This is a genomic window from Lysinibacillus sp. GJ-1 (assembly GCF_021166035.1).
GTDB lineage: Bacteria > Bacillota > Bacilli > Bacillales_A > Planococcaceae > Lysinibacillus > Lysinibacillus sphaericus.
Genome location: NZ_CP088912.1, coordinates 4,406,262 through 4,419,154, shown reverse-complemented (window position 1 = coordinate 4,419,154; position 12,893 = coordinate 4,406,262). Strand labels below are relative to the sequence as shown.

Sequence of the window (12,893 nt, the reverse complement as noted above, 5' to 3'; positions counted from 1 at the left end):
CAGTAGATACATGGTTAGAAAACCGTTTCTAGTGCTCATGTTTTTCTTTGCTATATAGTAAAATGGTTATTTAGAAGTAGATGGTGATAGTAAAATTGAGCTTAAACTAGTTTAAGGCGAAGATGTACATGAAAACAGAGAACGAAGAATAAAAGTGAGTTTTAGTATCAACAGTAAAAAATTGTTGAATGAATAATTCTTGAACAAGTAACTACTTTGTCAGAACACAACTCAGTTATACCCTACACAACTTCGCAGAAGGAGGTATAAAAATGGGCTATCAACAAGCTTTATCACGTTATATTGACGCAACAAATACACATGATTTTAACAACGTCAAAGCATTATTACATCCACAGGCGGTTTATTGGTTTACGGATCGAACATGCACGTCGCTAGAAGAAATAGAAGCTTATTTCAAGCATGCATGGCATGTTATTCAAGATGAGGTTTATCGTGCAACCAATGTACAATGGCTTACTGCTGATGAAAATGCCGCTACATGTATCTATACATACCATTATGAAGGCTATCACAACGGCACATTTGTATCAGGTAGCGGGAGAGCAACGAATGTTTTTACTGTTATGAATAATGAGTGGAAACTTATTCACGAACATTTAAGTAGCTAAGGTGACCTTAAAACCACTTGAATTAGTAGCAATGACAATTGCCTAGCACCCTTTTTAATCTAGCTTTGCCGCATAAATGCGAGAGCTTTCTCCCCAAGGGTGATAGCCAGTACCGATATAGGAAAAGCCATAGCGCTCATATAGACCGATATGATCTGTACAAAGATAGAGCTGTGGAAAACCATGTTGCTTTGCATCCTTTTTAGCTTGCTCTAATAGCAATGCACCATAGGCATGACCACGATGGCTTTCCTCAATATACACCGCACAGACCCAAGGATATAAATCCATCCGACTTATAAAGTCATTGGTAATTAAACCAGCACAGCCGATGATTTCATCATTATTCATTAATACATACCACTGTGGGAGCGGTACCTGTGCATCGATGCAATGGGCAATACAATCCTCATAGAGCATCATATTTTCCTCACTTGCCCATTTGCTCTGAATATAACGGGTCGCCATTTCAGCATAGCTTGGCTCCTTGCGTATGGAAATAATCTTCATTTTCGCCACCCCTTTGAAAAGTTAATAGATACGGTTATTATTGTAATTAATGGAAACATCAATAAGCAATAATAACTTGGGGAGGCTATAAACTTGCAGCAAGAAATCTATCAATGGGGACACGCCCAACATCCCACTTTAGTTTTTTTTCACGGTCTTGGTAGTACAGGTCTAGCATTTGGCGAACTAGCAAATTATTTACCAGCACATCATATCGTATCATTTGATTTACCTGGACATGGGTATGCATCAGCCTTGACAGAAGAAGCGGCTTATCTCCCATCAAATGTAATAGCATTAATCGAAAAGATGCTAACACAAAAGTTAGGTAATAAAAAATTTTATCTTATCGGACATTCTTTAGGTGCAGATTTGGCTTTACATTACGCAGCTACTTTTCCAAAGCAAATAGCTGGTCTTATTTTATTAGATGGTGGCTATTTAAGTTCACAAGATATGGGGATGACAGTAGAAATGGAGTTGCAGAACATTGAAAGTTTCTGTAACGATGTTAGATTCTCCTCTTGGGATGAATTTTTTCAATCGGAAAAAGAGGAGCTTTCGCGCTGGTCTGCTGAACTGGAAGCTGCTCCGCGTGCACAAGTAAAAGCATTGGATGGCGAAATTAGATTAGCTCTTTCCACGTTTACAGCACAATCGCTAATTAAAGGGCTTGATGCTGAACCCATTCGTCACAAACTTCAGCATGTGAAGTGTCCAACTTTATTGGTAAGTGCTACAAAACCTATTGAACTGGAACAAGTAAGAAATAAAAGTATAGCGGATTTCCAAGCAAAAGTAAGCAATGTTCAGGTAGAGCCTGTCCCGAATGCAGGGCATGATATTTTCCGCGATGCACCTGAGAAGGTAGCAGAAAAAATAACTGCATGGCTTGCTAATAATAATGGCTAAAGAATAATCGAAGCTGTACATTTAAAATAGGGGTTTAAATTACATGAAAAGGTTACGAACAGAAAGAGATTTAATAACGTTGATTGAATCTGATACGTGGATGATGGAAATTTTGCGCTGTGTGGAACAACAACAGTTACCCGACAGTTGGGTTTGTGCTGGCTTTATTCGTTCCAAGGTGTGGGATTATTTACATGACTATCAAGACAGAACGCCCTTAGCGGATATTGATGTTATTTATTTTGATAAGCAGCTAATTTCAGAAGAACAAGAGAAGCAATATGAACAGCGTTTATTGGAACTTTTACCAAAAGAACCGTGGTCTGTGAAAAATCAGGCGAGAATGCATATCGTAAACGCTAGTGAACCTTATCAATCTTCCGTTGATGGCATGGCACATTTTCCAGAAATCCCAACAGCGATTGGTGTAAGGCTTACAAAAGGTGTACTGGAATTGGCTGCACCTTATGGCATACAGCATTTACTGTCGGGTATTGTGGCACCGACCCCTTTTTTTTATAAACATACACATTTACATGAGATTTATCAAAAGAGAATTTATAATAAACAGTGGCAATCTAACTGGCCAAAACTATTTATAACGACACGATAGGCTAAAGGGGCGAAAAGAGATTGCAACAAGAAAAAAAGCAAATACTTATGCATTATGAAAAATCTATATTGTGGTTAGAGCACCTGTTAGATGTTACGGAGCAACAGTGGCGCATGCCAATCCAGCAAGGGAAGTGGACAGTAGCAGAGGTTATTGGACATCTAATTCCTTGGGATCAATTTGTATTAAACGAACGTTTGCCCTTTTTATTTTCAAGAAATCAGCTACCAAAGGGGACAAATGTAGAACAGATGAATGCTCAAGCTGCAAGTAGTAGCCGCTTACAAAGCAAAGCGCAAATAGTGCAGACATTGTTGAAGTGTCGGCGTTTACTGTTACAAGCGCTTCACGATTTACCGGATCAACAGTGGCAACAAAGTTTTAAGATTGGTTGCTCTGAACTTACACTTTACAGCTATTTTGCTGGATTGGTAGAACATGATCAGCATCATTTTTTACAAGTACAAAGTGTGCTAGGTGAAAAGCAATGGATATAAATATAAATCAAATCATTGATTATTATGCACAAGCAACTGTCAATTTTGTTGATATTTTCACAAATACAATGAAACCAGGACGAAAGGATACAGGACGTACTACTGCGCCTGGGAAATGTGGTTTAGTTTTCCCATTAGCTGGAAGTGCGTCTTTTAGTTTTAATGGGACACCTTATGCGATGGTGCCTGGAATGGTTGTCCATGCAGGACCACAAATGCCAATTGAAATTCAAGCGACTGGCGATAAGATATGGGAGTACGCAGTGGTTCATTATATACCATCAAAAGACATGGTGCCTTTCGCATTAGCCAATCAGCATTTTGCCATTCATACTGGAGATTATTCAAATATTATTAATCTTGTACAACAGTTAAAAGAAAGCTATGCCATGCCAGGGAGTATGGCGATTTTGAAATCTAAGGCAATATTTATGAATTTAGTGGAAGCTATCTTAATTTCAGCAAAGATGAAGATTCTTGACTCGGCAAATGAAATGATGGAACAAGTCGTTCAATACATACACGAGTACTATGCGAGACCACTATCGGTATCCAATATTGCGCAAGCATTCGGTGTCGAGCGTCGAAGATTAGCTTATCTTTTTGAACAACATACGGGCATGAATCCAAGTAGCTATTTAACAGAATATCGCATACGGCGGGCAAAAGACTTGCTAAGATATTGCAATTTTACGGTGGCAGAAATTGCTGAATGTGTAGGCTATGTTGATAGCTTTTATTTTAGTCGGGTATTTAAAAAAAACACAGGCATGTCTCCAACAGCATTTCGAAAATTAATGATGGAAGAAGCCAAATATGTATAAAGCAGACGAGGGAAACCGCCAATAAAAGCACATGAATCGCCAGTACACCTGCGCGCAACAAAAGTGTTAGATTGATTGCAGTCAATCTAACACTTTTTCTTTTTTAGTGCAGGCTTTTTGATAATTATTTTCGGCAAAAGTCCATATAGAAAACGAAATTGTCCATTCACAACTATTTTTCTCTTTGGTAGGATAGAACACGTAAATGATAATGACTATCAATTAATTAGTGGATTGCTATTGACTTATTAATGAAAATGATTATCATTATCGTTGATAGATGACCATGATGAGGAGAGATTTAATGTGAATAAATATATCAAAATGTGTGCGCCTGCACTTTTAGCACTATCCCTTGCTGCTTGTAATACCGATAAAGCGGCAGAGTCTACAGCAGTAAAAAATGAAGCGGTTACAAGTTCTACAGAAACACAAACAGAACAAGCAACAACACAGAACATTACATATTTAGGCGAAACGTATGAACTACCAGCAAAGGTAGAAAATATTGTAGCGGCAAGTTTAGAGTCTATGGAAGATGCTGCAATGCTGGGTATTAAACCAGTGGGTGTACTCGATATTGGTGGCAAAATTCCATCCTATCTTACAAAGGAATTAGCAGGAGCCCAACTTGTAGGCAATAAAATGGAGCCAAATGCAGAGGACATTTTAGCACTGGATCCTGACGTTATTATTGGGACATCCAAGTTCCCAGAAGAAACGGCGGAAAAGCTCAATAAAATTCAAACAATGATTCCTTACTCGCATATTTCAACAAATTGGAAGGAAAACTTAACATTGCTCGCACAGCTTACTGGGAAAGAAGAGGATGCTAAAAAAATCATTGCAGACTATGAAACGAAGGTTGCCGATGCTCAAATGAAATCAAAAGAGCAACTAGCAGACAAACAGGTGTTAATTGTTCGTTTGCGTGGTGGCGTTATGTATATCTATCCTGCGGGTGTTTACTTAAATCCTGTGCTTTATGAAGACTTAGGGGCACCAGTTCCTGAAATCGTAACAACGACGAAGGCACAAGCGGAACTTTCACTTGAAACGTTAGCGGATATCAACCCGGATGCAATTTTCCTGCAATTTGAGGAATCTGAAAATACAGATGCTCCGAAAGCATTAGAAGATCTGCAAAAAAAACCAATCTTTGCAAGCCTAAAGGCAACTAAAAATGAACAAATTTTTGTTAATGCCATTGAGCCTCTAGCTCAAGGTGGTACTGCTTGGTCTAAAGTGAAATTCCTAGATGTTGCAACGGAGAAATTACTTAAATAGATGAAATAGGCTGGTAGTAGAATTGGTGGAATCACCGGGCTATTACCAGCCTTTTCATAAGATAACGAATAAATAGAAAAAGGTGTCGCAGTTGAAAAAAACAAACATAGTATCATTTTCTATATTGGTAGCTTCACCTTTCCTCATTGCGATTGTGGCTTTAATGTCTATTATGTACGGGACAAAGGATATTAGTGCCTTAACAGTGTGGCAAGCCATAACAGTATTTGATCCTGCAAATATTGACCACCAAATTATAAGGACTAGCCGTATGCCTAGAATGTGCGCCGTATTGCTAGTAGGTGCGTTTTTAGCAGTAGCGGGTGCAGTTATGCAAGGTATTACTCGAAACTATTTAGCATCGCCATCCTTAATGGGCGTTAACGATGGTTCAGCCTTTGTTATTACATTAGCCATTGTATTCTTTCCTGGACTCCCAAACTATCAAATGATATTGCTATCGATGCTCGGCTCAGCATTAGGTGCTGGCATTGTTTTCGGCTTCGGTTCCCTTATTCGAGATGGGCTATCGCCAGTTCGATTAGCCATTATAGGGACGGTTATAGGGACATTTTTAAGTAGTATAGCGACAGCGATTGCAATGTATTTCCAAGTATCACAAACGGTTAGCGCTTGGTATAACACAAAGGTACATATGGTCGACAATAGTATGCTCTTACTATCCATTCCTTTTGGCTTAATTGGTCTAATGCTGGCGTTATTTTCGGCAAGGGCTATTACAATCACCGCATTAGGTGATGATATTGCTATAGGTCTCGGACAAAAAACAAAAGCAGTAAAAATGGTTAGTATGCTCGCCGTCGTATGTTTAACAGGAACTGCAGTTGCACTTGTAGGAAAAATTGCTTTTGTTGGGCTTGTTATTCCACACATTACACGTTTTCTTGTTGGCGTGGATTACCGTTTTATTATCCCATGTGCAGCACTAATAGGTGCATTCTTCTTAGCCCTTTGCGATGTGCTCAGTCGTTTCGTTAATTATCCATTCGAAACGCCCATTGGTGTATTAACTGCACTGGTCGGTGTTCCATTCTTCTTATATTTAGTTCGTAAGCACGGAGGTGAAAAGCGTGCATAGTAGAGCTTCCCGTGTAGTCATTACGGTCATCACTATACTTCTTTTATTAATTTTAGGGACAAGCTATCTCCATTTGACAAATGGTGTTTTTGATATGTCCGTAATGGATGTACTAAAAACACTCTTGCGAATTGAACCCAACCCGAAATTTGATCTTGTTATTTTTGAATTTCGTCTCCCACGAATAGTCATCGCGGCACTTGTTGGGGTAGGGCTAGGAATGGCGGGAGTCGTGTTACAGGGTATTACACGCAATGGCTTAGCAGACCCTGGAATTTTAGGCATTAATGCTGGCGCGGGTGCAGCAGTTGTTATTTTTATGTTTTTCTTTCAGTTACGTGTGGTCACAGCGGATATCAGTAGCTGGTTATCCATTTTAATGATGCCGATTTTTGGTTTTGTTGGTGGTACGATGGACGCGGCTTTAATTTTCTCCTTTGCGATGAAAAATGGTCATTTAGATATGCAACGTTTGATTTTAACAGGGATTGCTATTAATAGTGGTTTTGGCGCGTTATCGCTGTTTCTATCATTAAAAATGAATGCACAAGATTATGAGTCTGCTGCCGTTTGGATGGCTGGTTCTATCTACAATGCCAATTGGATTTTTGTCGTGTCGATGTTGCCATGGCTCCTATTGTTAGGTTTTTATGTTTATCGAAAATCGTATTTACTCGATTATTTTCAATTGGAAGAAGACAGTATTACGAGCTTAGGCATAGCGCTGGAAAAGGAAAAAATGAAGTTATTATTGGCGAGTGTCGGCTTAGTGAGTGCCTGTGTATCCGTTTCGGGGAGTATAGGCTTTATAGGGTTAATGGCGCCACATATTGCAAAACAGCTTGTCGGTATTCAACATCGTTATGTTATGCCGGTAAGTGCGCTTATAGGGGCTTGTTTACTAGTGCTAGCAGACTTTATTGGTAAGACGGTGTTTGCACCTTCGGAGTTGGCTGTAGGCATTGTTGTGTCCATTATTGGTATACCTTACTTTTTGTATTTGTTAGTAAAGTCAAAAGCTTAGGGGGGAAATCGTGTGCAAACTGCATTTAGAATGGAAAATTTATCTTCAGGTTATGAGCATGTCCGTGTATTTGAAGGGTTGAATTTAACGATAGAAGAGGGCAAAGTGACAACGATAATAGGACCAAATGGTTGTGGCAAATCAACATTATTGAAAACAATTGGGCGCATTTTAAAGAAGCAACAGGGAATCGTTTATTTGCAGGAACAAAATATGCAAAATTTATCGACCAAAGAAATTGCAAAAAAGTTAGCGATCTTATCCCAAACACCAATTGCTCCAGGACAGTTAAAGGTAGAGGAGCTAATTGCATACGGTCGTTATCCACATCGTCATAATGTCAATCGTTTAACGAAGAAGGATGAAAAAATGATTGAGTGGGCCTTAACAGTTACAAATACATTGGAGTATCGCAGTCGTGAGCTCGCACAACTTTCAGGAGGACAAAGACAGCGTGTCTGGTTAGCAATGGCATTGGCGCAAGAAACGAGTATTTTGTTGCTAGACGAGCCCACGACTTATTTGGATATGGCACATCAGCTAGAAGTGCTTGATATCGTAAAAAATTTAAATGAACAACATGGCTGTACGATTGTGATGGTTTTACATGATATTAACCATGCAGCGCGCTATTCAGACCATTTAATCGCTATGCGTCAAGGTGTTGTAGTGGAAACAGGTACTCCGCAGGAAATTTTATGCGCGGATGTGATGCGCAAGGTGTTTAATATTTCTGCGAGAATTATGGAAGATCCAGCAACAAACACCCCTGTATGTTATGGCTATGATGTGTTAAAGGAGGGAGACAAATGATTGTTGGACAAGTAGACAGTGTATCTGATTTTTTTTGCTATGAAATGACGTCGATGTTTACAGATTATACGTATTCGATAAATGTTTATGTCCCTCAAGGGCAAGCACCTAAAGAAGGCTTTCCTATAATCTATGTATTAGATGGTTCGTCCTATTTCCAGTACGTGAAGGAAGCCATCCGTCTACAAAGTCGTAACGCACCTAAAACGGGAGTATTACCTGCCATTGTTGTCGGTATCGGTCATCTAGCTGATATGCATGAACGCCGTTTCTACGACTTTACAGCACCTGCAAAAACGTATAGTTATCCTGCCAGATTTAAAGGCAAAGGTTATCATCAGCATGGAGGGGCAGAAAACTTTAGTCGCTTTTTACAGGAGGAATTAAAGCCGCGACTTTCTGCACAATTTCATGTAAATGAACAGCAACAAACATTATTTGGTCATTCGTTAGCAGGTTATTTCGCACTATGGCAATTATTAAATAATAGAGGTAGTTACCAACATTATATCGCTATTAGCCCCTCAATCTGGTGGAATGAACATGAGTTGTTTGCTAGAGTAAAGGCTTTTATGGAAGTGCATCAACATGTGAAGGAAACCATATTTATTGGCGTAGGAGAATTGGAAACGTTTATGGTAGAAGATGCGCGACAAATAGCGGATCAGTTAGAGAAAGTAATGGACATAGTCTTTTATGAGGCATTAAGCGAAAACCATGCATCTGTAGTCCCTACTGTTATGAGTAGAGCCATACGTTTTGTGCATAAAAATTAAATTTACAGCCGCATTATCTTAGGTAATGCGGTTTACTTTTGGATAAAAATACAATAATATGTATTTAAAATCAAAAAAGGTGTGATATAAGTGGGCGTTATTTTAGCAGATAGTCAACATGCACACATAGTGCATAAAGTCATGATGCAAGCTTTTAAAGAATATGAACATGCAACACCGCCGTCTAGCGCATTAAGCGAAACAGTTAGCTCAATTGAACTGGCACTACAAAATGGCGAGCAAGCTTTTATTAGTTATATGGAAAATGAACCTGTCGGGATGGTTCGATTTACATTGAATGATGAGGGGATATATTTCTTCCGATTATCTGTAGTTCCGGAAAAGCAAGGTCAAGGTTTGGCCAAGATGTTAATAGCTGAAGTTGAAAATTATGCGCGTGCTCAAGGCAAAAGTGTAAGCGAATGTAAAGTCCGTATGAGTGTACCACGGAATATTGCGTTGTATCGTGCATTGGGATATGTTATTACGAAAGAAACGATGGCAGAAAATCTTAACGGTATTTCTCTTCCTGTTGTAACAATGGAGAAGACACTGTAGGGGGGCATGTATTTGAAAAAAAGAATAGGCTGTTTGCATGCACATCATTCAAATATAGACTACATAGAGCAAGCATTTAATGGTTTTCAAGAGATAGAGCTAGTGCACTTTGTTGACCCGGGACTCATTCAGCATGTGACAAAGGGTGCTGATCATTTGTCCTTAAAGGTAAAAGAGCAATTGGAGTGGATAGCAAGCTGTAATATCGATGTCATTTTGATTACATGTACAAATTACATTGCATTGTTAAAAGAAGAGCAACTGTTATTATCTATACCGATTATAAAAATGGATGAACCTTTTTTTCAAATGATATGTGAAGAGACACAGCCCCAATTTATTCTTTTTACAAACCCTGCAACGGTAGATGGAACGATGGAGAGACTTTACCAATATGCGAAGCGCCATAAGAAGGCCATCAATGTGCAGGTGAAGGTACTAGACAATACATTTGACCTCATTATGCAAGGGAATAAGGCAGCGTATAACAATGCAATTATCCAATATTTCCGGGAAATAATGAATGATGGGCTGCGGATTGCTGTTGCACAGCTTTCGATGGTTGAGGCTGCACAACAATTTGAAGAGGAGTTCGGTGTAGCCATTACACACCCATTGCTATCGTTAGTGGAATTTTGGAGACTCGTTGATACAAAATGTGCAAATCCCGATAAAAAATAAAATGAAAATGAAATGAAACTTTTAAATTGGTAGTATAATGAATTTAGAAATAGAAACGGGGGCGAGCTAAATGAACGATTTACGCTATCCAATTGGACAATTTCGATTTCCAGAAGTAGTGACCGCACAGCATGTACAGAAATGGATTGATGATGTCCGTCTATTGCCGAGGCAATTAGCGGAAGCATTAAGTGGAGCAAGTGAACAATCATTAGCAAAATCCTATCGAGAGAACGGTTGGACAGTCACGCAATTAGTCCATCATCTAGCGGATAGTCATATGAATAGTTTTATTCGCTTTAAGTTAGCTTTAACTGAAGATACACCGACAATTAAGCCCTATAACGAAGAACATTGGGCAATGCTCCCTGATTCAGATATGCCAGTTGCGACTTCCTACAAGTTGCTAGAAAGTTTACACGAACGTTGGGTCTATTTGCTGACAAGTTTAACCGATGAGCAATTACAAAGTGCATTTCACCATCCAGACAACGGGGTCATGACGCTTGAAAAAGCACTCGCTCTGTATGCATGGCATGGAAAGCATCATCTTGCGCATATACACAATGCTCTTGCAAAATAGATAAAATAGGCGACTTTTTCTCACGTTTGAGAGAAAGTCGCCTCTTAATTTTTTTGTTAATGCATGCTACTAAACATGTATCAAATTATACAATTGTTATACCTGCACTTGCAGTACCAGTTAATACTTGTGCAACAGCTACACCAGTTGTAGTGATTGAGTACACCATTATTAGTTTGTCACCAGCAGAAACTGCTACCGGTGCAAAACTGCCTGAACCAAACGCTGTAGCACCTAATGCTATTGCTCCTGTAAATGCTGGAGCTAAGTTAACTGTAGCATCTGTAGCAGTATAAGTCGTACTTCCAGCAGGTGCACGATAGATTGTCGCAGTAACTGTAGTAGAGCCCACTAGAGCAATGGCAACTGTAGCAGAGAATGATGCAGATAAACCTGTAATACTACCAGCACGTGGTACTGTAAATGCTTCTGTTACAACGCCTGATAAGTCAAGCGTGTTACCTACAAGCGTTACACCAGGAACTGCAGTACCGAATCCGATAAGGGATGGTGTAGCGATTAGCCCAGTAACTAAAGAAGTTAACACAACAGGTGTAACCCCAGAAGAGAATGGAATAATGGAACCGCCTGTAGCTGGTTGTGATGGTGTGATACATGCAGCATCAACCGCTAAAAATGGACCTAATGCATGACATTCCATACCTCTAGATGAGCAACCACATCCGCTATTAGACATAGGATCATTTAAGAACATATTTACACCTCCTTTCTTCATTATTCTATTCATAGAGGAATAGAGTAAAAGGGCTATTAACTACATACATAAAGCTATTTTTATCTTCATTAAAAACTAAAGAAAGGTTTTAGGACGTAACATGATAGTCTATCGTCTATTTGATAAATGTCACAGCTAAAAATACGCAACCATCAATGTAAATGAGGGGAATGTGGACATGAAAAAGTCCAATAGGTATTGTGAATACTTATTGGACCGTTTCATATAGGAATTGTAATGGCTATTTTCATGGTATTGAATGGTTTTTCCTCCGAGGCGTTCAAACTAATTACGTCTACGAAATAGATTGAAAAATAAAGAATTTTTTTCTTTTTTCTGGTCTACTTCTATTACTTCTTCTATTGCTTCTTCTACCATTACCTTTTCAACAATTTCTAGTTGGTTGCTAGCTTCTTCATTCTTTGCTATAAGCGGCGTATGTTCTTCTATAACTAAATCATGGTTGTCGAATGTTTCAGCTTCCGTAGCAGGAGGCATAGTTGGAGTATCTACCGTTGCCTGAACTAATGACGAAGATTCTGTTAGCACCAAGTCATTAGCTATGGGCGCTGTTAAACTATTTGTTTCCAAGATGCTTACAGGGACTCCCTGTGTATCTGCTGCATTTTTAAAGTGAAAAGTCGATTCTGCTGTAGTGTTTCGATATAAACCGTTGTAAATATGACTTGGATGGGTATTAATTGATTGAAAATAATGTTGGTTAAAATGACGTTCTTCATGTTTTTTATCGGAATTAGGATTAGGTGGAAGATGCATGCCGGTGTTTATATTTGTTGCTTTGCCAGCCAAACTTTGAAGAAATTGATAAGTTGGTTCGGTCGTAGTTAATGATGGTTGTACAGCTGTTTGAGCTATTTCTTCTAAAAGCTTTTTTGTAGGGTTGGCAATATTTTTTAACGAGTTTTCATCAATATTCGTAAAATGAGTATCTATTGGCGGTGATGCTCCATTGTTATCAACCGTTATTATTTTATTTAATACGGCTAAAATTTCCTGATTCATTTCTTCTATTGTTTGATTAAGGGATTGTATCTGAATCGAAAGCTGCTTTACTTGTTCCTCGTATTCTTTAATTTGTAAGCTTTGCTTATCATCAATTGTTTCAGTTAAGCCCTCTATATGAGCGATTTGCGTTTTCAGCTCCTCAAACTCATTCTTCACAAATAGATAATCTTCAATTGATGTACCCGCTTTTAAAGTAGTTAACGTCTCTCTATAGGAATCAATTTTTTCTTTCAATTTTTCAATGTCTTGAGTGGAGTACAACTTCGAATCTTCCATTGCATTTCACCCCTTTCAGTCCATTAGTATTTTATTAAAAAACTCT

General features: G+C 38.7%; 16 protein-coding genes. 13 read left to right on the top strand and 3 right to left on the bottom strand.

Translation table 11 applies throughout. The features are described 5' to 3' along the window. Positions 1 to 272: 272 nt before the first annotated feature. Positions 273 to 632, top strand: a complete 360-nt coding sequence (locus LO754_RS21965; protein ID WP_038510005.1) for a YybH family protein — start codon at positions 273 to 275, stop codon at positions 630 to 632. A 54-nt stretch (positions 633 to 686) separates the two neighbouring features. Here the strand turns inward: LO754_RS21965 and LO754_RS21960 are convergent, their stop codons facing one another. After that, a complete protein-coding gene (locus LO754_RS21960) occupies positions 687 to 1,142 on the bottom strand; it encodes a GNAT family N-acetyltransferase (protein WP_108030782.1) in 456 nt (151 codons plus the stop codon). Between the two features lie 93 nt (positions 1,143 to 1,235). Between LO754_RS21960 and LO754_RS21955 the strand changes: the two genes are divergently transcribed. From LO754_RS21955 to LO754_RS21900, 12 genes are all read left to right on the top strand, one after another. Beyond that, the gene (locus LO754_RS21955) at positions 1,236 to 2,054 is read left to right on the top strand and encodes an alpha/beta fold hydrolase (RefSeq protein ID WP_231785255.1); all 819 of its coding nucleotides are present in this window, start codon (positions 1,236 to 1,238) and stop codon (positions 2,052 to 2,054) included. Between the two features lie 43 nt (positions 2,055 to 2,097). Further along, the gene (locus LO754_RS21950; RefSeq protein ID WP_229387957.1) at positions 2,098 to 2,667 is read left to right on the top strand and encodes a nucleotidyltransferase family protein; all 570 of its coding nucleotides are present in this window, start codon (positions 2,098 to 2,100) and stop codon (positions 2,665 to 2,667) included. Positions 2,668 to 2,687: 20 nt separating this feature from the next. Further along, positions 2,688 to 3,164, top strand: a complete 477-nt coding sequence (locus LO754_RS21945; RefSeq protein WP_231785254.1) for a DinB family protein — start codon at positions 2,688 to 2,690, stop codon at positions 3,162 to 3,164. After that, entirely contained in the window at positions 3,155 to 3,988 is an 834-nt protein-coding gene (locus LO754_RS21940; RefSeq protein ID WP_231785253.1) for an AraC family transcriptional regulator, read from the top strand. Before LO754_RS21945 ends, LO754_RS21940 begins: the two co-directional genes overlap by 10 nt. Before the next feature lie 306 nt (positions 3,989 to 4,294). Beyond that, positions 4,295 to 5,275 carry an ABC transporter substrate-binding protein gene (locus LO754_RS21935; RefSeq protein WP_305068876.1) on the top strand — a complete coding sequence of 327 codons (981 nt, stop codon included), beginning with the start codon at positions 4,295 to 4,297 and terminating at the stop codon, positions 5,273 to 5,275. A gap of 91 nt (positions 5,276 to 5,366) precedes the next feature. Continuing rightward, positions 5,367 to 6,374, top strand: a complete 1,008-nt coding sequence (locus tag LO754_RS21930; RefSeq protein WP_025220772.1) for a FecCD family ABC transporter permease — start codon at positions 5,367 to 5,369, stop codon at positions 6,372 to 6,374. A gap of 28 nt (positions 6,375 to 6,402) precedes the next feature. Further along, on the top strand, positions 6,403 to 7,398 hold the full coding sequence (locus tag LO754_RS21925; protein WP_255702688.1) for an iron ABC transporter permease: 996 nt from the start codon (positions 6,403 to 6,405) through the stop codon (positions 7,396 to 7,398). A 30-nt stretch (positions 7,399 to 7,428) separates the two neighbouring features. Further along, on the top strand, positions 7,429 to 8,211 hold the full coding sequence (locus LO754_RS21920; RefSeq protein ID WP_029747439.1) for an ABC transporter ATP-binding protein: 783 nt from the start codon (positions 7,429 to 7,431) through the stop codon (positions 8,209 to 8,211). Then, positions 8,208 to 8,987 carry an alpha/beta hydrolase-fold protein gene (locus LO754_RS21915; protein WP_231785252.1) on the top strand — a complete coding sequence of 260 codons (780 nt, stop codon included), beginning with the start codon at positions 8,208 to 8,210 and terminating at the stop codon, positions 8,985 to 8,987. The genes LO754_RS21920 and LO754_RS21915 overlap by 4 nt, the downstream gene beginning before the upstream one ends. A gap of 90 nt (positions 8,988 to 9,077) precedes the next feature. Continuing rightward, positions 9,078 to 9,545 carry a GNAT family N-acetyltransferase gene (locus tag LO754_RS21910; RefSeq protein ID WP_231785251.1) on the top strand — a complete coding sequence of 156 codons (468 nt, stop codon included), beginning with the start codon at positions 9,078 to 9,080 and terminating at the stop codon, positions 9,543 to 9,545. Between the two features lie 6 nt (positions 9,546 to 9,551). Beyond that, positions 9,552 to 10,226: a hypothetical protein gene (locus LO754_RS21905; protein WP_231785250.1), complete on the top strand. Its 675-nt coding sequence runs from the start codon at positions 9,552 to 9,554 to the stop codon at positions 10,224 to 10,226. 70 nt (positions 10,227 to 10,296) lie between these two features. Continuing rightward, positions 10,297 to 10,809 carry a YfiT family bacillithiol transferase gene (locus LO754_RS21900; RefSeq protein WP_024364614.1) on the top strand — a complete coding sequence of 171 codons (513 nt, stop codon included), beginning with the start codon at positions 10,297 to 10,299 and terminating at the stop codon, positions 10,807 to 10,809. A gap of 85 nt (positions 10,810 to 10,894) precedes the next feature. Here LO754_RS21900 and LO754_RS21895 read toward each other — a convergent pair whose 3' ends face one another. Both LO754_RS21895 and LO754_RS21890 read right to left on the bottom strand, forming a co-directional pair. Continuing rightward, positions 10,895 to 11,524, bottom strand: a complete 630-nt coding sequence (locus tag LO754_RS21895; RefSeq protein ID WP_024364613.1) for an exosporium glycoprotein BclB-related protein — start codon at positions 11,522 to 11,524, stop codon at positions 10,895 to 10,897. A 306-nt stretch (positions 11,525 to 11,830) separates the two neighbouring features. Further along, positions 11,831 to 12,847, bottom strand: a complete 1,017-nt coding sequence (locus LO754_RS21890; RefSeq protein WP_231785249.1) for a hypothetical protein — start codon at positions 12,845 to 12,847, stop codon at positions 11,831 to 11,833. Positions 12,848 to 12,893: the final 46 nt, after the last annotated feature.